Origin of the sequence: Citrobacter sp. R4 (assembly GCF_026719175.1) — a bacterium.
Taxonomy (GTDB): domain Bacteria; phylum Pseudomonadota; class Gammaproteobacteria; order Enterobacterales; family Enterobacteriaceae; genus Citrobacter_A; species Citrobacter_A sedlakii.
Map to the genome: position 1 here is coordinate 448,877 of NZ_JAPPSU010000002.1, position 18,379 is coordinate 467,255.

An 18,379-nucleotide genomic window follows, 5' to 3' on the forward strand; every position below is an offset into this window, starting at 1 on the left:
ATGCGCTGGCTATTTCTGTTGACGCTGTTTTGTCTGGCTATCCTCGGTTTGTTAAGCCGTTACGCCGAGTCCGCCACGTTACAGGTCGCCCCCGTGACGCTGAATCTTAACCCACATCAGCGCGCCGCCGCCCTGTATCTCACCAACACAGGCGATACGCCGATTCACGCGCAGGTGCGAATCTATGACTGGACGCAGGACGACGGTAAAGACGTCCTCACGCTGACCGACGACATCGTCAGCAGCCCGGCGGTGGCCTCACTGGAGCCCGGACAACAGCAACTGGTGCGCATCGTGGTACTAAACCCAGGCTTACACGCGCATGAACAGAGCTTTCGCCTGCAGATCGACGAACTGCCAGGGCTTTCCGCCGCTGGCGCCAGCCATACCGGCGTCCATTTTCTGTTGCGCTATTCGATCCCGCTGTTTATCGCAGCGGAACACAACGCGGCGCTGGATGACATTTCGCAGCTCGCCTGCGCGCAGCAAGAGACGGATATCTGGTGCCAAAACCGCGGAACATCGCATATTCGTCTGAGTAACGTTCAGGCGCTGGCGAACGATGGCCGCCCCATAGAAACACTCCCGGGTCTGGCGGGTTATGTACTGGCAGGACAGCGGTTCATGCTTCCGTTTAAACGCGATCACCGTCGCCTGCTATCCGCCCTGCGCGCCTATCTGAATGAAAATACTGAAGCCAGCCTGCTTAAGGTACATCCTGCTGCTGTGGCTACTGCCCATGACACTCCACGCTGAACCCTCTGCGAAAACCACGCTGTACCTGTCCATTACCGTTAACCATTATGTTCACGACGGACTCTGGGCGGTACGCGTTGAGGATAACGCTCTCTGGCTCGCCAGCCGCGACGCGAAATCTCTGGGGATCGCGTTGAACGATGACAGTCGCCCCTGGATCAATCTCGCTTCTCGCAAGGACATTAAGGCGGAGTTTGACCCTCTGCAACAGCATCTGTCGCTAACGCTCAAACCGTCGGCATTAAACCATCGTCAGCATCTGGTCAGCCAGCCGCCCCCATCGTCACAGGTGCTGCCGCAGGCGGAAACCATGGGGACGCTCTCTCTCGACTATTCACTGTACGCCAGCGAAAGCGCAACGGAACGACAGGCAAGCGTCCAGAGCCGGATGCAAAGCTCCGGATGGCTGCCTGGCCAACTAAGCAGCAGCATGAACAGCCGCATTCAGCAAGGGCAGAATGACGCGCGCACCCGCCATACCCGTCTGATGACCGCCTGGCAATACGATATGCCGCAGTCGTTAACCAGCCTGACGCTCGGTGACGCCATCACCACCGGGGTAAGCTGGAGCCGCCAGGTACGGTTTGCCGGGCTGCATCTGTCGCGCAACTTTCAGCTTGATCCCCGGCTGAATACCGCGCCACGGGCAGAATTCAGCGACAGCGTGGTTTTGCCGTCAACGGTCGATTTGTACATTGACGGCCTGCGACAAAGCCGCCAGCGGGTCGCGCCGGGCAACTACGTTCTGGATACGATGCCGACCTTTTCTGGTCGCGGGCAGGCGCAGGTGGTGATCACCGACATCAATGGACAGCGGCGAGAGGTCACTCTCGACGTATACGGTACGCCAGACATGCTGGCGAAAGGGATGAGCAGCCATTCGCTGGATATCGGTTGGCTACGGGAAAATTATACCGAACACTCAAACGATTACGCCGCATCCCCGCTACTGGATGCGGGATGGCGCTACGGGGTCAGCAACCAACTGACGCTGGGCGTCCATAGCGAGCAGCATCGACAGGCGCACAATATCGGCATCGCCAGCGACTGGCTACCCTCGCCACGCGCCGGGGTGCTCAGCGGTCATCTGGCGACCAGCCAGGGAAAGGTGGGCAACGGCGTGAAATGGGGGCTGGGCTATCAGTGGAACGCGCAGGGCAGCGGTTTTTCGCTGAACACCAGCCGCAGCAGCGACGACTGGTCTGATATTGCCCGGGTCAGCGGAAGTCTGCCCGTCAGCCGCAGCGACAGCCTGTGGCTCAGCCAGGCGTTACCGGACTGGGGCACACTCGGTGCGGGCTGGGTGCGGCAGGACAGCGTACGCTACATCAATGCCAGTTGGTCGCGTACCTTTGATAACCGGATTTCTGCCACGCTGGGCTATAGCCATTCACTCAGCAATGGCGACAAAACCGTTCAGCTTCTGCTCTCTTTGCCACTGGGAAGGCGGGACACGGTGTCGTTCCAGACCCGCCAGACCGCAACTCGCTGGGATTATCGCCATCAACCTGATGACCTGCAGGGCGGCTGGTCCTGGCAGCTTGCCCGCAGCGACGGTCAGCTCAGGCAGCAGCATGCGGAACTTGGGCATTTGAGCCGCTATGGCGAATGGCGCGTTGGTCTGGATCGCGACAACCGCGAGAACAGCCGCTACCTCACCGGCGAAGGCTCCCTGATGCTCCTGGAAAAACACGCCTATGCGCTGCGCTACAATCAGCAGGGCATGGCGCTGATCACCACTAACGGCATAGGTCATATCCCCATCGCCATCGAAAACCGGCCTGCGGGCGAAACCGATGAAAATGGCTTTCTGCTGCTGACCGATCTGCCTCGCTACCACCAGAGCAAAATTACCCTGGATCCGCTGAGGTTGCCGCCGGACGTGGTGACGCCGATGACGGATATCCACGCCGCGCCGGGCGTCACCGAAGCGGTGAAGGTCGACTTTCACGTCCACCGTTCGCGGTTAGTCACGGCAAAGGTAGTGGATAAACAGCGTCATCCGCTTCCGATGGGCAGCAGGGTCAATACTCCCGACGGCGCCACGATTGTCGGACGCGACGGGTTTATCTGGCTGGAAAATCCGCCCATGCCGGGAAAACTGGAGATACAACAGCCGGCAGGACGCTGCCAGATCCGTCTGCCCGCCTCTGAACCGCAGGCTGGTCCGGTTAATCTGGGAGAGCTGTCGTGTCTGTAAGCCAGCGCCCGCTGTTCGCGCTACTGCTGTTTATTCTGTCGGCTTTTAACGCCAGCGCCAGCAAATGCTGGATAACCCAGGGCGCAGGCGTCACGTTTGGTACACTGGTGACCGGTAGCGCCAGTACGACGCATGCCAGCGTCCATTTCAGTTGCTATGCCGATTTCGGCGAAACGCGCTACTTCAACGTCTGCCTGAGCAGCCTTGAGGCCAGCCCGTTTAAGATGACCTCCAACGGCGATGAGGAAGGCAAGGCGTACACGATGCTGTTTAACCTGTACAGCGCCGTGGACAATACCCGGCCGCTTACCGCGCAAACGGCGGGTCGCGCGCTGCAAACGCCGCTAACGGTGGGCGGCAATCAGGTCGGCAGCGGCAGTTTTCCCTTAAACGCGGAGATCCCCGCCGGGCAGAACAACCTGCCGGTGCGCAGTTATTTTAACTATGCCCTCGGACTGAAATTAACGTGGAATAGCGCCACCCGCCCCGAGGCGCTCACTGCCTGTCAGGACGGCGTATCACAAGGCGAAGCCATCGACAGCGCCTCACACGCCAGTGCAACTCTGTCAGACAGCTGTTTCATCCAGAATGTCTCGCCGCTCAACTTTGGCGTGGTAAACAGCACCGCATTACGCGGCCAGGTGAACTCAACGGCATCGATCCGTGCCCGTTGTCCTGTCGGCACGCGCTATTCCCTGGGGCTTAGCGTCGGAGAACATGCGCGCGGGCAAAACCGCCAGATGTGCAATTCGCAACAGCAATGCCTCACGTATAACCTCTGGCAGGATGCCGCCATGAGCCGCCCCTGGGGAGACCAGATCGGCAACAATACGCTGGAAATGGACCATCATAACGGCAGCATTCAGGATGTGACGGTGTACGGCAGCGTACCGGCGCAAACCTTAACCGGCACAGGTGAGTTCAGCGACGATGTTGTCGTAACGCTCACTTATTAATCTGTTTAATACCGGTCTGGATCAATGTTACCGATAACATTTAGCGTTAAAATTATTCACGCACTAAATAAATACACCGCTACTCTTTCACCCGGACTACCAATAATCCCATGAAATACCTGCTTGCAGACATGCTCGTTTACGACAACGAGGATGGTACGCTTACACTCCAGAATGACGCCGCTGCGGAAAGTCAGTCGTTAACCTGCACCGCGCAGACCATTCTGAATCTGCTGATCGACCACCACGGCATGGTGGTTGAACGCGAGACGTTCCTGCAGGAGGTGTGGGATAACCGCGGCCTGCATGGCTCCAGTAATTCACTAAATCAATACATCAGTATCCTGCGTAAAATGCTGGCGACGCTGGTGCCCGACAGCCTGTTTATCGTCACGGTGCCGAAAGTGGGGTTTATGCTCAGCGCAGATATGCCCGTGATCCCTCTCGACACAGAAACGCGCGAAAGCGCCCCCGCGTCCCCCCGCTCCCCGCGCATAACCGGGTCGTTGATACTCGTGACGCTCATCGTGACGGGGTTATGTCTCGCGGCACTGTTCTGGAATGCGCATCGTCAGCGTGCAGAATTGTTTCTGCTCAGCCACATTGATACCTGTCCGGTTTACAGCTTCACTCCCTTCCCTGACGGCTTTCGCGAACAGGCGGATGCGCTGCTGGCGCAGATACAAAAAGCCGGTGAATTTCGCTGTCTGCCCGACTCGCTCTTTTATGTGCACATTCAGGATCCGCTGCTGTATGGCGATCAAGGACGGCTGGTGCTCTCGCAGTGCTCGCGCTTTCGCGGACACACCAGCAGTTGTCAGACCTTGTATTACTATGAGTGGTAGACCGTGAAACAGAAAAAAAGGATCTTCGCCGTTCTTGCCCTCAGCCTGCTGGTGATTCTGAGCACCTGGCTGTGGATCAAACACAGTGAGCAGTTGGCCATGACCTGTCAGGGAGGCCTGGTCTTTAAGGATCGGCGGGCAGACAACCCGTTTACCTTTGAAGGCGTCGTGGTGATGCATTTCACGCCCGACGGCACCGGTTATTTCAGTCTGAACGGCGATATCATGAATAAGCAGAATCACTGGACAGTGTCGCGCCAGCAGAATTTCAGTTGGAAGCACATCCATGACGCTTTTTACCAGTTGCAGATCAATCAGGTTGAACGGTTCGGTCATGATGACGTGCCCGCGGGGGTGTTCGAAAAATACGCCCTTGGGATAACGCAGGACCAGAAGCGCCTCTTAAACATTCAACGAACGCCTGATGAGGCGGTTGTCATCAGCAACTATTACTCGCCGCTGCTGGTTTGTGCCGGATAAAAAGACAGCGCCCCACACTGCTCCGGGCGCTGTATGGCAACAGCTAAAACGTTATCACGCCCTTGATCAGTTCCCGGTTATTGATCACTTCACGTTCGAAGATCCCGGCAAGCTGGCTGAACGGATAGCGATGCGTCAGCATCATCTCAGCGGTCAGCTTGCCTTCCGCCATCAGGCGCCCCACTTTGGCAAAATCTTCCGGAGTGGCATTACGGCTGCCCATCAGGGTGGTCTCTTTCTTGTGAAATTCCGGATCGGAAAACTGAAGATCGCCTTTGAACAAACCGACAAACACAATCGTGCCGCCGTGACGAATCAGGTTAACGGCGTTATTCATCGCGTGCGCGCTGCCAGTGGCATCCAGTACTTTCTGTGCCAGCGCGCCGTCAAATTGCGCACGCAGCTGCGCGTCAAAGTCTGTGGCCGACGGATCCACCACCGGCAGCCCCAGGCGGGTGGCGACATGTTCGCGCCGGGCTGGGCTGGTATCCGCCACCACGACCTGCGCACCATCCGCTTTGGCGATCGCCGCTGCGCCCAACCCGATCGGACCCGCCCCCACAACCAGCACCTGCTCGCCCGGCGCAATTGCCGCCCGTCGAACCGCATGCGCGCTGATGGCATAAGGCTCAATCAATGCCGCCGCTTCCGGCTCAATATCTTCCGCCAGCAGTAAATTCGTTTCCGGGACGCTGAGATACTCGCCAAAGCCGCCGTCCTGGTGAACGCCGATAACCGAAATATGTTCACAGCAGTTTGTGCGACCGCTCAGGCAAGCGGGACACTGTTGGCAGGCGACGTAAGGGATCACCGCCACCTGTTGACCGACCTTAAGATGAGTCACCTTTTCGCCGAGCGCGACAATATCCCCACATATTTCATGGCCTAATACACGTGGATAGTTAAAAAAAGGCTGGTTCCCGCCCCAGGCATGAATATCGGTACCGCAAATACCGACAGTTTTTATTTTAATTAACGCCTCATACCGCGCCGGAATCGGAATTTCTGTTTTTTTCACTATTAATTTTTTGGGTTCCTGACAAATCAACATCGTCATTGTGGACATAATCATGCACTCCGGTTTTTTCGTTGCTTCAGATATTGATGAAAAGCGAAATAACGGCGTAACCGGAAAGCTAATTTGTGAAACTCTACGCATTAAAATGTTTTAAATCGGGTTTTAATGGGCAAAAAGGAGGAAATAATGAGCCGTTCACAAAATTTACGCCACAATGTAATTAATCAGGTAATCGACGATATGGCGCGCGGCCATATTCCCTCTCCGCTGCCGTCGCAAAGCGCGCTGGCGGAAATGTACAACATCAGCCGGACGACCGTGCGCCATATCCTTCATCACCTGTGCGCATGCGGCGTACTGACGCCGGTGGCGGGTGATTACGTCATCGCCCGCCGTCCGGACGCCGACGACGGTTTTGCCTGCACAACGGCGTCGATGGCGGAGCAAAACCGGATATTTGAGCAGGCGTTTTTCACCATGATCAACCAGCGTCAACTGCGCGCGGGCGAAACCTTCTCTGAACTTCAACTGGCGCGCGCGGCGGGCGTAAGCCCGGTCGTGGTGCGGGAATACCTTTTAAAATTCGGGCGTTATAACCTCATTCAAAGTGAAAAACGCGGCTACTGGAGTATGAAGCAGTTTGACCAGTCGTGGGCTGAACAGCTTTTTGAGCTACGGGAGATGCTGGAGACGCACGCATTGCAGCATTTTCTCAATCTACCCGATGACGACCCGCGCTGGTTACAGGCCCGAACCTTGCTTGAGCGCCACCGGACGCTGCGCGACAGCATCGGCAGCAGCTTTCGCATGTTTTCCCAGTTGGACCGGGATTTTCACGCGTTGCTCCTTTCCGCTGCAGATAATATATTTTTTAATCAGTCACTTGAAATTATCTCCGTGATCTTTCATTTCCACTATCAGTGGGACGAGCGTGACCTGAAGCAGCGCAATATCATCGCCGTCGACGAACACATGACCATCCTCAGCGTATTAATCTGCCGAAGCGATCTCGATGCCACGCTGGCACTGCGTAACCATCTGAATACCGCGAAACAATCGATGATTCGCTCAATCAATCAGCGTGTCCAGGAGACGTATTAAAGACAGATTAAAAACAGGATTCCGGAACCCACCGCACGCTTTTATCAAAATAAAAACGCGGAAGAAATATCCCTTACCTATGCTCACGAACTGTCGACGTTATTAAAAAAGCATTGTGAGCGGCGGGGATAAAATATTCCTTTGCCGATCGTTTACATGAACGTTGCGCGACACGATGTCCCGCAGAAAATAATAAACACAAGTAATGGGAGTCCGGCGTGGAAAAAGACAATATTACCCTCGACCCGCGTTCTTCATTTGACAAACCGGCCACTGCCGATATTACCGTCCCGCCTGAAGGCATGGTACAACGCAGCAGTCGAATAAAACGTATTCAGACCACTGCAATGATTTTATTATTTTTCGCGGCGGTGATTAATTATCTTGACCGTAGTTCACTGTCGGTGGCGAACCTGACGATCCGGGAAGAGTTAGGGCTAAGCGCCACCGAGATCGGCGCGCTGCTGTCGGTCTTTTCTCTGGCCTACGGCATCGCCCAACTTCCCTGCGGCCCGCTGCTGGACCGCAAAGGGCCACGCATTATGCTCGGCCTCGGCATGTTCTTCTGGTCGCTGTTTCAGGCGCTTTCCGGGATGGTGCACAGCTTTACGCAGTTTGTGCTGGTGCGCATCGGCATGGGGATTGGCGAAGCGCCGATGAACCCGTGCGGCGTGAAGGTCATCAACGACTGGTTTAACATCAAAGAGCGCGGTCGCCCAATGGGCTTTTTTAACGCGGCATCCACTATTGGCGTAGCCATCAGTCCGCCGATTCTGGCGGCAATGATGCTGGTCATGGGCTGGCGCGGCATGTTTATTACCATCGGCGTGCTGGGTATTTTTCTGGCCATCGGCTGGTATATGCTGTATCGCAACCGCGAGCAGGTGGAACTGACCGCCGTCGAGCAGGCTTATCTGAACGCCGGGAGCGTCAACGCCCGTCGCGACCCGTTGAGTTTTGCCGAATGGCGCAGCCTGTTCCGCAACCGCACCATGTGGGGCATGATGCTCGGCTTTAGCGGCATTAATTATACCGCGTGGCTGTATCTGGCCTGGCTGCCAGGGTATCTGCAAACGGCCTACAGCCTGGATTTAAAGAGTACCGGGCTGATGGCGGCGATCCCTTTCCTGTTCGGCGCGGCGGGGATGCTGGTCAACGGCTACGTCACCGACGGGCTGGTAAAACGCGGAATGCAGCCAATTAAAAGCCGTAAAATCTGCATTATCGCCGGGATGCTGTGCTCTGCGGCCTTCACCTTTGTGGTGCCAAACGCCACCACCTCCATGAGCGCGGTTCTGCTGATTGGCATGGCGCTGTTCTGTATCCATTTCGCCGGGACTTCCTGTTGGGGTCTTATCCACGTGGCTGTCGCTTCACGGATGACCGCGTCGGTGGGCAGTATCCAGAACTTCGCCAGCTTTATCTGCGCCTCGTTCGCGCCGATTATTACCGGCTTTATCGTTGATACCACCCACTCATTCCGCCTGGCGTTGATTATTTGCGGCTGCGTCACCGCAGCAGGCGCGCTGGCTTACATCTTCCTGGTTCGCCAGCCAATTAGCGATCCCCGTAAGGTGTGAAAGGCAATATACTGAGCGGATGAAAATACACTGCCGCCCCACCACACTTGCTGATACCGCCGACCTGCCCGCCATTGAGCGCTCGGCAGGACGGCGCTTTTTAGCCGTTCCTGCGCTTGCCTGGATCGCTGACGACACCATTACGACCGTGGAGCAGCATCGGCAATATGTCTTAGCCGGAATGAGCTGGCTGGCAGAGACCGACGGGCATGCCGTTGGCTTTCTGCTCGCAGAAGCACAGGAGTCTTCGTTGTATATCGCAGAGTTTTCGCTGCATCTCGACTGGCAGGGGAAAGGAATTGGTCGTCAGTTGCTCAACGTTGTCAGACAATGGGCTGATGAACAGGGCTATACCGCGATGACGTTGACCACGTTTCGTGACGTGGCGTGGAACGCGCCGCTGTATGCCCGGCTGGGCTTTGAGATGCTCGACGAGGACTCGCTGCCAGCCGCATTGCGTCAGAAGCGAGAAGCAGAAACGGCGCGGGGTATCGCCCGTGGATCCCGCTGCGCCATGCGCCTGCGTCTGAGGTAAACGTCCGAGGGCGGCTACGCTTTTCCAGGCCGACGCTTACCCGGTAGGCCGGTTAAGCGCAGCGCCAACCGGCGGCGTTCCTTCGCCACCGGCTTTACCGCTTAAAACGTTTCCCAGTTCTCGCCGGTATCCGCCACAACGGCCTTGCGCGGCTGAACGGGCGCCGACACCGGTTTCACGCTGGCGGTTTCGCGCGCGCGCTGCTGCTCCTGTTGGATGCGGAACACGGCGACAGCCTGAGTCAGGCGGCTGGCCTGCTCTTCCAGCGCTGCAGCCGCCGCTGCGGACTCTTCCACCAGCGAGGCGTTCTGCTGCGTGACGCGATCCATCTCCGCCACGGCCAGGCCGACCTGATCAATCCCACGGCTTTGTTCGTCAGACGCGGAGGCGATTTCGCCCATAATGTCGGTTACGCGCGTGACCGCGTTCACGATCTCATCCATCGTTTCCCCCGCGCTTTCCACCAGCGTAGAGCCAACGTCAACACGGCTCACCGAGTCTTCGATCAGGCTCTTGATCTCACGCGCCGCCTGGGCGCTACGTTGCGCCAGATTACGCACTTCACCGGCGACCACAGCGAATCCGCGGCCCTGCTCGCCTGCACGCGCCGCTTCAACCGCCGCGTTAAGCGCCAGGATGTTGGTCTGGAAGGCAATACCATCGATCACGCTAATAATGTCGGCGATTTTTTGCGAACTGGAAGCGATATCGCGCATGGTCTGCACCACGTTGTCCACCACTTTACCGCCTTTTTGCGCCGTCTCGGAGGCGCTAAGCGCCAGATGGCTGGCCTGACGGGCGTTTTCGGCGTTCTGCTTCACGGTAGCGGTCAGTTCTTCCATGCTCGCCGCGGTCTCTTCCAGAGACGCCGCCTGTTGTTCGGTACGGGAGGAGAGATCGTTGTTACCCATGGCGATTTCACTGGCGCCGCTGTAAATCGCGTTCGCGCCGTTACGCACATCACCCACGGTACGCACCAGCTCGCCCTGCATATGGCGCAGGCTCTCCGCCAGCTGGCCCATTTCGTTAGAGCCTTCCACATCAATACGCTTCACCAGATCGCCGCTGGCGATATGGCGAATGCTTTCAATCAGCCGGTTCATCGGCGCAATCAGCGACAGCTTAATGCCAAACCAGACGGCAAAAATCACCACCAGCACCGCGAGCAGCACGCAGCCAAGCACCCACATCGCCTGATTGTAAGAGTTGTTGTTGTCCTTGACCGCCTGGTCATAAAGTCGGTCGTTCTGCTCAAGATAGCTCACATACTGCTTCTCAAAAGCGTCCTGATATCCCTGGGTTGGCTGATCGAAAAACGCGTTGATATTACCCGCGCCGAGCAGTTGTATAAGTTCAGCCAGCGCGTTGTGGTAAATATCGTAATTGCGTTTGATCTCAGCCGAAGCCGCTTCGCTTTGGCGCGGGTCACGCGGCAACGCTTCGTAATCGGCCCAGTTTTTTTCCGCCTGTTTCAGCGACGCCGTGGCTATCTGCATCAGATCCGCCACGGTCGCGCCGCTACCGATGTTGTTCTGATCCATCATGTAACGGATACCTGCGCGGTTCAGGGTATTGCGGGTCTGCAACAGCGCCACCCAGCTACCGTTTAGCGTGGACTGTTGCTGGCGAATGGTTTGTAAAACGGTGAAATTCTCTTTGTCATTCTTCAATGCGTTAAAGAACAGACCGCCTGAGGTGAGTTGTAAAAGGCCAAACAGCGCCAGGACCAGCAATAAGCTGGTCACAATCTTGATACGTTTTAACATGTTTTCTCTTTCCGCTAGACAGATACTCTGGTTTTCGGCCTGGAATGAGAAAACTTTATGGAACCGCGGGCGGTATCACAGGAAATTTGCTTAATTAACTGGCAATAACGGTGATAACCCACTCTGCAAACGGGCAGCGGGCGGCTGCCCGCGTACGTTACAGCAGTGCTGAAATCTCCTCATACAGCGAGCGTGGGATCGTCACGCCTGCATCCTGGCATGTTTGCCGCGAGATGAAACGACGCTCGCCCGGCAGACGCGCCCCCTGCGCCTGCATTGAGGCAAACAGCGTTTCAGCACGATCCAGATGTACATGGGCTTCCGCGCCCAGAAACCGTTCAGGATCAAGCGCCAGGATCAGCTCGCCGCCGTACGGCAAACCGCCTGCGCCATCGTCCCAGGCCAGCGACTCTGCGCTGGTCATATCGCCAATCAGCGGCCCGGCCAGCAGCTCCACCATCGCGGCGAAGGCGGAGCCTTTATGGCCGCCAAACGTCAGCATCGCGCCATCCAGCACCGCCTGCGGATCGGTAGACGGTTGCCCTTCACTGTCGATTCCCCAGCCTTCGGGTATGGGCTTTCCGGCTCGCAGATGAAGCTGAATTTCACCACGCGCCGCCGCGCTGGTCGCCATATCGAAAATATACGGCGGCTTGTCTTTTCGCGGCCAGCCAAAGGCGATGGGGTTCGTACCAAACAACGGACGCGTACCGCCAGCCGGCGCGACCCAGGCATGGCTTGGCGTACAGGCGTAGCCGACCAGCCCGGCGTCGGTGAGCGGTTCGATATCGGCGAACAGCGCTGAGAAATGCACACAGCGATTAATGGCCAGCGCCGCAATGCCGCAGGTTTTGGCTTTGCAAATCAGCAGCGGCAGCGCCTGTTCATAGGCCACCAGCGAAAACGCGCCGCCCGCGTCGGCTTTGACAATCGCGGGGGCCTGATCGGTAATGACCGGACGCGCATCCGCAGAGACTTTTCCCTTACGCAGGGTGTCGACAATCCCCAGCAGCCGCCACAGGCCATGTGACGCGCATCCGTCGCGTTCACCCGCCGTGACGTTACGCGCGATAGCATCTGCATGTTCAGCGCTAAAGCCGTTTTTACATAACACTTCGCGTGACAGCGCATAGGCCTCAGAGAGTGCGAGGGTGACGTTTTCCATGTTCTTCTCCTTATAAGGGTGTCGGCAATAAGCGTAGACCCTTATTGCCCGAGGCCACAGTATTTTTCATTGTGATCTCAGTCACATAAAATCAATCCCTTAACGGTCTTCTTTACCGCTTACTGACACTTCTGACCGCTTAACTCAACATTTGACCGCTTACCCATTTACCTTACTTTACGCGCGCGTACCTCTGGCAAGATCGCTCCACCTTAGTCGTCATTTTTTCTCCTCAAACGCAACGCAAACCCAACGGCTTCGGCCAATTATTCATCTTAGAAAACCAGGTTTTACTATGGATACTAAAAAGATATTCAAGCACATACCCTGGGTGATCCTCGGGATCATCGGGGCCTTCTGCCTCTCGGTAGTGGCCTTACGTCGGGGTGAACACGTCAGCGCCCTGTGGATCGTGGTCGCTTCCGTGTCGGTATATCTGGTGGCTTACCGCTACTACAGCCTGTACATCGCCCAAAAGGTGATGAAGCTTGACCCTACACGTTCAACGCCTGCGGTCATCAATAACGATGGCCTGAACTATGTTCCGACCAACCGCTACGTGCTGTTTGGTCACCACTTTGCCGCTATCGCTGGCGCGGGTCCACTGGTTGGGCCGGTTCTGGCGGCGCAGATGGGCTACCTGCCGGGTACGCTGTGGCTGCTGGCGGGCGTGGTGCTGGCCGGGGCGGTGCAGGACTTCATGGTACTGTTTATTTCTTCACGCCGTAACGGCGCGTCGCTTGGCGAGATGATCAAAGAAGAGATGGGCACCGTGCCGGGGACCATCGCCCTCTTTGGTTGCTTCTTAATCATGATCATCATCCTCGCCGTCCTGGCGCTGATCGTGGTCAAAGCGCTGGCGGAAAGCCCGTGGGGCGTCTTCACCGTCTGCTCAACGGTGCCGATCGCGCTGTTTATGGGCATTTACATGCGCTTTATTCGCCCCGGTCGCGTGGGTGAAGTCTCCGTGATTGGTATCGTTCTGCTGGTCGCCTCGATCTATTTCGGCGGCGTGATCGCGCACGACCCGTACTGGGGCCCGGCGCTGACCTTTAAAGACACCACCATTACCTTCGCGCTGATCGGCTACGCGTTTGTTTCCGCACTGCTGCCGGTCTGGCTGATCCTCGCGCCGCGCGACTATCTGGCGACCTTCCTGAAAATCGGCGTTATCGTCGGTCTGGCGCTGGGTATCGTTATCCTGAACCCGGAACTAAAAATGCCTGCGATGACTCAGTACATCGACGGCACCGGCCCGCTGTGGAAAGGCGCGCTGTTCCCGTTCCTGTTCATTACCATTGCCTGCGGCGCGGTTTCTGGCTTCCACGCGCTGATCTCGTCCGGTACCACACCGAAACTGCTGGCCTGTGAAACCGACGCGCGTTTCATTGGTTATGGCGCAATGCTGATGGAATCCTTCGTGGCGATCATGGCGCTGGTTGCGGCGTCCATCATCGAACCGGGTCTCTATTTTGCGATGAACACCCCGCCTGCGGGCCTGGGCATCACCATGCCGAACCTGCATGAAATGGGTGGCGAAAACGCGCCGCTGATTATGGCGCAACTGAAAGACGTCACCGCACACGCGGCGGCCACCGTCAGCTCCTGGGGCTTCGTGATTTCGCCAGAGCAGATCCTGCAAACTGCGAAAGACATCGGTGAACCGTCCGTGCTGAACCGTGCTGGCGGCGCACCGACGCTGGCGGTAGGTATCGCGCATGTCTTCCACAAGGTGCTGCCTATGGCGGATATGGGCTTCTGGTACCACTTCGGTATTCTGTTTGAAGCGCTGTTCATCCTGACCGCGCTGGACGCCGGTACCCGTTCTGGCCGCTTCATGCTGCAGGATCTGCTGGGTAACTTCGTGCCGTTCCTGAAGAAAACTGACTCTCTGGTCGCCGGCATTATCGGCACTGCGGGCTGCGTGGGTCTGTGGGGCTACCTGCTGTACCAGGGTGTGGTCGATCCGCTGGGCGGCGTGAAGAGCCTGTGGCCGCTGTTCGGTATCTCTAACCAGATGCTGGCTGCCGTGGCGCTGGTTCTCGGCACCGTGGTGCTGATCAAAATGCAACGCACCAAATACATCTGGGTCACCGTGATCCCTGCGGTCTGGCTGCTGATCTGCACCACCTGGGCGCTGGGTCTGAAACTTTTCAGTGACAACCCGCAGATGGAAGGCTTCTTCTACATGGCTAACCAGTACAAAGAGAAGATTGCCAACGGTGGCGAGCTGACCGCTCAGCAGATCGCCAACATGAACCACATTGTTGTGAACAACTACACCAACGCAGGCCTGAGCATTCTGTTCCTGGTGGTGGTGTACAGCATTATTTTCTACGGTTTTAAAACCTGGCTGAAAGTGCGCAACGTGGACAAACGTACCGATAAAGAAACCCCGTACGTTCCGGTTCCGGAAGGCGGCGTGAAGACATCTTCACATCATTAAAAACCGAGACCGGGTGGCGCTGCGCTTACCCGGTCTACGTATGATGAGCGCCGCAGTAAAGTAGGCCGGATAAGGCGTTAGCCGCCATCCGGCTTAATTCATTACAGGTATAAGACAATGTTTGGTAACTTAGGGCAGGCAAAAAAGTACCTCGGCCAGGCGGCGAAGATGTTGATTGGCATTCCAGACTACGACAATTACGTCGAGCATATGCAGACCAATCATCCCGATCAGCCGTACATGAGCTACGAAGAGTTCTTCCGCGAGCGCCAGCAAGCACGCTACGGCGGCGACGGTAAAGGCGGCATGCGCTGCTGTTAGAAGGAGAAGTGAATGACCCCGATTGCAGTCACCCTACTCACTGGATTTCTTGGCGCGGGTAAAACCACCCTGCTGCGCCATATCCTCAACGAACAGCACGGCTATAAAATCGCTGTTATCGAAAACGAGTTCGGCGAAGTCTCCGTCGACGACCAACTCATTGGCGATCGCGCCACGCAGATAAAAACCCTGACTAACGGCTGTATTTGCTGCACCCGCTCCAACGAGCTGGAGGATGCGCTGTTGGACCTGCTTGATAATCTTGATAAAGGCAACATCAGCTTTGACCGGCTGGTGATTGAGTGCACCGGCATGGCCGACCCCGGTCCGATCATTCAGACCTTTTTCTCCCATGAGGTCATTTGCCAGCGTTATCTGCTGGACGGCGTAATTGCGCTGGTCGATGCGGTTCACGCCGACGAGCAGATGAATCAGTTCACCATCGCCCAGTCCCAGGTCGGTTACGCCGACCGTATCCTGCTGACCAAAACCGACGTGGCGGGCGGGAGTGAAAAACTGCGCGAGCGGCTGGCGCGCATCAACGCCCGCGCCCCGGTATATACCGTGACGCACGGCGATATTGACCTCTCTCTCCTGTTCGATACTAACGGCTTTATGCTGGAAGAGAACGTGGTCAGCGCGACACCACGCTTCCATTTTATTGCCGATAAGCAGAATGATATTTCTTCCATTGTGGTGGAACTGGATTACCCGGTAGATATTGGCGACGTTTCGCGCGTGATGGAAAACCTGCTGCTGGAATCCGCCGACAAACTGCTGCGCTACAAAGGAATGTTATGGATTAAAGGCGAACCCAACCGCCTGCTGTTCCAGGGCGTACAGCGTCTGTACAGCGCCGACTGGGATCGCCCGTGGGGCGACGAAACACCCCACAGCCAGCTTGTGTTTATTGGTATTCAATTGCCGGAAGACGAAATCAGAGCCGCATTTGCGGGGCTGAAGAAGTAATACCTCCCTGCCCGATGGCGACGCCTGTCGGGTCTGGCCTGGCCCCACAGGCCGGAGAAAGCGTTTACGCTATTATCCGGCGCCTTCCCATGTAAGCCCGAATCACTTCACCACAAACCGCGTTGCCGCAAAGCAGTTCAGTACCCGGTGTACCAAAAACACCATCGTCAACGTTACCATCAGCGCCACGGTGACCGAGGTGATGCGGTACAGATCGCTGAACACCAGGTCGCTGTCCGGGTGCAGGTTCTGACCGAACATAATGCCGATGGTGGTGATGCTGGCGAAGCCCACTCCCGCGCCGACCTTTTCCATCACATGCAGGCGGGCGCTGAAGGCCAGGCCGAGCCCAATCAACGGCATCATGAGCAGCATGTGGTTGCTGAAGTCATAAATAATCAACTGCACCACCAGAATGTACAGGCAGGCCAACACGACGCCCACCACGCGCCAGATAGAACTGATCACCGCGCCACGATAGTGCATGGGAAAGAGAATCAAAATGCCCGCCATCAGCGCCGACAGGGAGTCACTGAGATCGCAAATCTGGAAAACCACAAAGATCATCGTCGCCACGCTGCCGGAAAGCAGCGACTCATGACGAACCCGGGCAGCGTCTTTGTCAATACGCGGCGGCGGCTGTCGCGGTTCCACATCGGGAATCAGATAGTGCAGAAGCGCGCTCAGCGCCACGGCCATCACACAGGCTTCCATATTGGAAAACATCAGCGTATGCCAGTTCGTGGTGGGATAGCTCATAAAGTTAAGCATTGTACTCTGGCAAACCACCCCCATTGAGCCAAGCAGAAACAGTGGCCCCTTGCTCATAAAGCGAAAGCGCATCACGTACAGAGCCAATACCACCAGCGTCATAATAAGCGGCCATTGCGAAAGATAACCGACAATCAGTACCATTTCGACGCAGTTCACCGCTGCGCTGAACACAAACTGCGTCGCCACGTGACGGTTAAACACGGGCACCAGCGACATCAGCATCAGCGGATAGACCACAAAAAACACGCCGTAGTGAACGTTGTAAAATGTGGAAACACTGAGGGCAACCGTTCCGGCGACGGCGATGCGTACGGTCTGGCGAAAATCGTTGGCCGTGTAAACAATCTTCCCGTGCGGCGTAAACACCTGTGCCAGCGTATTTATCGAGGCCAGAGAGCTAATAAACATAGTGCAGCCAGCTTACGAGGTGGATCTGCGCCCCGGCGAAGGTGCGGGCAAACGGCCCTTCACTGTTATACAGTTGCACTGTGGCGCGCGCCCCGGTCGGTAACGGTTTTTCCAGCGGCTTGTCCAGCGCCACATGGATGCGCATCCGCTGGGCATCACGTACCCAGCGTGTGGACTGCTCCGGCTGCGACAGTTGGCCATTCACATCCTCCTGCCCCGCCAGGATCCCGGCATCGCTGCTGGTGACGTGAGCGGGAAACACGTTGCCCGGCAGTGCGTCAAAGACCACGGCGGCATCGGTGCTGGTCTGAGTATGGCGCAGGCTCTTCTCGCGAAAGTCGGCCACGATATCGGTCTGGTTGCTGACCAGCGCCAGCAGCGGCGTGGCGGCAGTGGCATACAGGCCGGGGTTTAGCTGCAGATTACTCACCGTGCCGTCGGTCTCGGCTCTGACCTTCGTCCAGCCCAGGTTCAGCTTCGCCTCGTCAAGCGCGTTACGGTATTTTTGAAGCGTGACGTTACGACTGTCGTCGCGTTCGCCACGCTGGATCAGCAGGTTCTGAATATTGGCTGTCAATGCCGATACCGACTGTTCGCTGGTTTGCCAGGCGGTGCGGACTTTGTCGAGATCCGCCTGAGAGACGTTCTGCATCGCGCTCAGCTTCTGGTAGCGATTAAGCGTAAGTCTGTCGTTGTGGGCGGTGTATTGCGCGGTGCGCAGGCTGGCGCGCGCAGCGGCGATCTGCGCATCCAGTTGCTGATTGCTCAGTTTCGCCTGTTCCAGAGCGATCTGCGCAGCCTCAACTTTATTAATAAACGGTGTCGGGTCGAGCTCATACAGCAGATCGCCTTTTTTCACCTGGCTGTTGTTGTGTACGTAAACGTGGGAGACGTAACCGGATACCCGGGAAGAAACCGGCGTGACCACGCGCATTACGGTGGCGTCCGGCGTCAGTGGGATCCAGATATCGGCAACAATAAACCAGGCGAATATCACCAGGAAAGCGGCAATACTCACCCTTACCCAACGGGCAAATTTTTGTTCTGGCGTCATCATTT

16 protein-coding genes are annotated in these 18,379 nt (G+C 56.9%); 11 read left to right on the forward strand and 5 right to left on the reverse strand.

From position 1 onward, the window contains the following. The 5 genes from OOJ60_RS07695 to OOJ60_RS07715 all read left to right on the forward strand — a co-directional run bounded on the left by OOJ60_RS07695 (position 1) and on the right by OOJ60_RS07715 (position 5,237). On the forward strand, positions 1-756 hold the full coding sequence (locus tag OOJ60_RS07695; protein WP_205612344.1) for a fimbrial biogenesis chaperone: 756 nt from the start codon (positions 1-3) through the stop codon (positions 754-756). Further along, positions 740-2,956 carry a fimbria/pilus outer membrane usher protein gene (locus tag OOJ60_RS07700; protein WP_205612345.1) on the forward strand — a complete coding sequence of 739 codons (2,217 nt, stop codon included), beginning with the start codon at positions 740-742 and terminating at the stop codon, positions 2,954-2,956. The genes OOJ60_RS07695 and OOJ60_RS07700 overlap by 17 nt, the downstream gene beginning before the upstream one ends. Then, entirely contained in the window at positions 2,947-3,912 is a 966-nt protein-coding gene (locus tag OOJ60_RS07705) for a Csu type fimbrial protein (protein ID WP_042292293.1), read from the forward strand. Before OOJ60_RS07700 ends, OOJ60_RS07705 begins: the two co-directional genes overlap by 10 nt. Before the next feature lie 110 nt (positions 3,913-4,022). After that, positions 4,023-4,757 carry a winged helix-turn-helix domain-containing protein gene (locus OOJ60_RS07710; protein WP_042292295.1) on the forward strand — a complete coding sequence of 245 codons (735 nt, stop codon included), beginning with the start codon at positions 4,023-4,025 and terminating at the stop codon, positions 4,755-4,757. A 3-nt stretch (positions 4,758-4,760) separates the two neighbouring features. Then, a complete protein-coding gene (locus OOJ60_RS07715) occupies positions 4,761-5,237 on the forward strand; it encodes a hypothetical protein (protein ID WP_060570323.1) in 477 nt (158 codons plus the stop codon). 43 nt (positions 5,238-5,280) lie between these two features. On the opposite strand, the gene OOJ60_RS07720 is transcribed toward OOJ60_RS07715, so the two are convergent. Beyond that, complete coding sequence (locus tag OOJ60_RS07720; RefSeq protein WP_042292383.1) at positions 5,281-6,303, reverse strand: zinc-binding alcohol dehydrogenase family protein; 1,023 nt, start codon at positions 6,301-6,303, stop codon at positions 5,281-5,283. Between the two features lie 138 nt (positions 6,304-6,441). Between OOJ60_RS07720 and OOJ60_RS07725 the strand changes: the two genes are divergently transcribed. From OOJ60_RS07725 to OOJ60_RS07735, 3 genes are all read left to right on the forward strand, one after another. Continuing rightward, positions 6,442-7,356 carry a GntR family transcriptional regulator gene (locus OOJ60_RS07725; protein WP_205612346.1) on the forward strand — a complete coding sequence of 305 codons (915 nt, stop codon included), beginning with the start codon at positions 6,442-6,444 and terminating at the stop codon, positions 7,354-7,356. Positions 7,357-7,574: 218 nt separating this feature from the next. Next, the gene (locus OOJ60_RS07730; protein ID WP_042292298.1) at positions 7,575-8,936 is read left to right on the forward strand and encodes an MFS transporter; all 1,362 of its coding nucleotides are present in this window, start codon (positions 7,575-7,577) and stop codon (positions 8,934-8,936) included. Between the two features lie 19 nt (positions 8,937-8,955). Then, positions 8,956-9,471, forward strand: a complete 516-nt coding sequence (locus OOJ60_RS07735) for a GNAT family N-acetyltransferase (RefSeq protein WP_205612347.1) — start codon at positions 8,956-8,958, stop codon at positions 9,469-9,471. 101 nt (positions 9,472-9,572) lie between these two features. Here the strand turns inward: OOJ60_RS07735 and tsr are convergent, their stop codons facing one another. Further along, a complete protein-coding gene (gene tsr, locus OOJ60_RS07740) occupies positions 9,573-11,237 on the reverse strand; it encodes a methyl-accepting chemotaxis protein (RefSeq protein ID WP_042292301.1) in 1,665 nt (554 codons plus the stop codon). Positions 11,238-11,394: 157 nt separating this feature from the next. After that, positions 11,395-12,402, reverse strand: a complete 1,008-nt coding sequence (locus tag OOJ60_RS07745; protein ID WP_042292302.1) for an Ldh family oxidoreductase — start codon at positions 12,400-12,402, stop codon at positions 11,395-11,397. A 295-nt stretch (positions 12,403-12,697) separates the two neighbouring features. Here OOJ60_RS07745 and btsT point away from each other — a divergent pair, with 295 nt between their 5' ends. The 3 genes from btsT (at position 12,698) to yjiA (ending at position 16,138) form a co-directional block, all read left to right on the forward strand. Further along, the gene (btsT, locus tag OOJ60_RS07750; protein ID WP_042292303.1) at positions 12,698-14,848 is read left to right on the forward strand and encodes a pyruvate/proton symporter BtsT; all 2,151 of its coding nucleotides are present in this window, start codon (positions 12,698-12,700) and stop codon (positions 14,846-14,848) included. 117 nt (positions 14,849-14,965) lie between these two features. Then, positions 14,966-15,169 (forward strand): YbdD/YjiX family protein, encoded by a 204-nt coding sequence (locus OOJ60_RS07755; protein WP_042292305.1) that lies wholly within the window; start codon positions 14,966-14,968, stop codon positions 15,167-15,169. A 12-nt stretch (positions 15,170-15,181) separates the two neighbouring features. Further along, positions 15,182-16,138 (forward strand): GTPase, encoded by a 957-nt coding sequence (yjiA, locus tag OOJ60_RS07760; protein ID WP_205612348.1) that lies wholly within the window; start codon positions 15,182-15,184, stop codon positions 16,136-16,138. A 102-nt stretch (positions 16,139-16,240) separates the two neighbouring features. Here the strand turns inward: yjiA and OOJ60_RS07765 are convergent, their stop codons facing one another. Beyond that, positions 16,241-17,320 carry a DUF2955 domain-containing protein gene (locus OOJ60_RS07765; RefSeq protein WP_205612349.1) on the reverse strand — a complete coding sequence of 360 codons (1,080 nt, stop codon included), beginning with the start codon at positions 17,318-17,320 and terminating at the stop codon, positions 16,241-16,243. Then, a complete protein-coding gene (locus OOJ60_RS07770) occupies positions 17,310-18,377 on the reverse strand; it encodes an HlyD family secretion protein (protein WP_199957229.1) in 1,068 nt (355 codons plus the stop codon). Before OOJ60_RS07770 ends, OOJ60_RS07765 begins: the two co-directional genes overlap by 11 nt. Positions 18,378-18,379: the final 2 nt, after the last annotated feature.

What these genes read in the sequence shown, in the direction of transcription:
- OOJ60_RS07765 (WP_205612349.1), bottom strand. Translation starts at nt 17,320, where the DNA reads ATGTTTATTAGCTCTCTGGCCTCGATAAATACGCTGGCACAGGTGTTT.
- OOJ60_RS07725 (WP_205612346.1), top strand. Translation starts at nt 6,442, where the DNA reads ATGAGCCGTTCACAAAATTTACGCCACAATGTAATTAATCAGGTAATC.
- btsT (WP_042292303.1), top strand. Translation starts at nt 12,698, where the DNA reads ATGGATACTAAAAAGATATTCAAGCACATACCCTGGGTGATCCTCGGG.
- OOJ60_RS07745 (WP_042292302.1), bottom strand. Translation starts at nt 12,402, where the DNA reads ATGGAAAACGTCACCCTCGCACTCTCTGAGGCCTATGCGCTGTCACGC.
- yjiA (WP_205612348.1), top strand. Translation starts at nt 15,182, where the DNA reads ATGACCCCGATTGCAGTCACCCTACTCACTGGATTTCTTGGCGCGGGT.
- OOJ60_RS07720 (WP_042292383.1), bottom strand. Translation starts at nt 6,303, where the DNA reads ATGTCCACAATGACGATGTTGATTTGTCAGGAACCCAAAAAATTAATA.
- OOJ60_RS07770 (WP_199957229.1), bottom strand. Translation starts at nt 18,377, where the DNA reads ATGATGACGCCAGAACAAAAATTTGCCCGTTGGGTAAGGGTGAGTATT.
- OOJ60_RS07755 (WP_042292305.1), top strand. Translation starts at nt 14,966, where the DNA reads ATGTTTGGTAACTTAGGGCAGGCAAAAAAGTACCTCGGCCAGGCGGCG.
- OOJ60_RS07735 (WP_205612347.1), top strand. Translation starts at nt 8,956, where the DNA reads ATGAAAATACACTGCCGCCCCACCACACTTGCTGATACCGCCGACCTG.
- OOJ60_RS07710 (WP_042292295.1), top strand. Translation starts at nt 4,023, where the DNA reads ATGAAATACCTGCTTGCAGACATGCTCGTTTACGACAACGAGGATGGT.
- OOJ60_RS07700 (WP_205612345.1), top strand. Translation starts at nt 740, where the DNA reads ATGACACTCCACGCTGAACCCTCTGCGAAAACCACGCTGTACCTGTCC.
- tsr (WP_042292301.1), bottom strand. Translation starts at nt 11,237, where the DNA reads ATGTTAAAACGTATCAAGATTGTGACCAGCTTATTGCTGGTCCTGGCG.
- OOJ60_RS07695 (WP_205612344.1), top strand. Translation starts at nt 1, where the DNA reads ATGCGCTGGCTATTTCTGTTGACGCTGTTTTGTCTGGCTATCCTCGGT.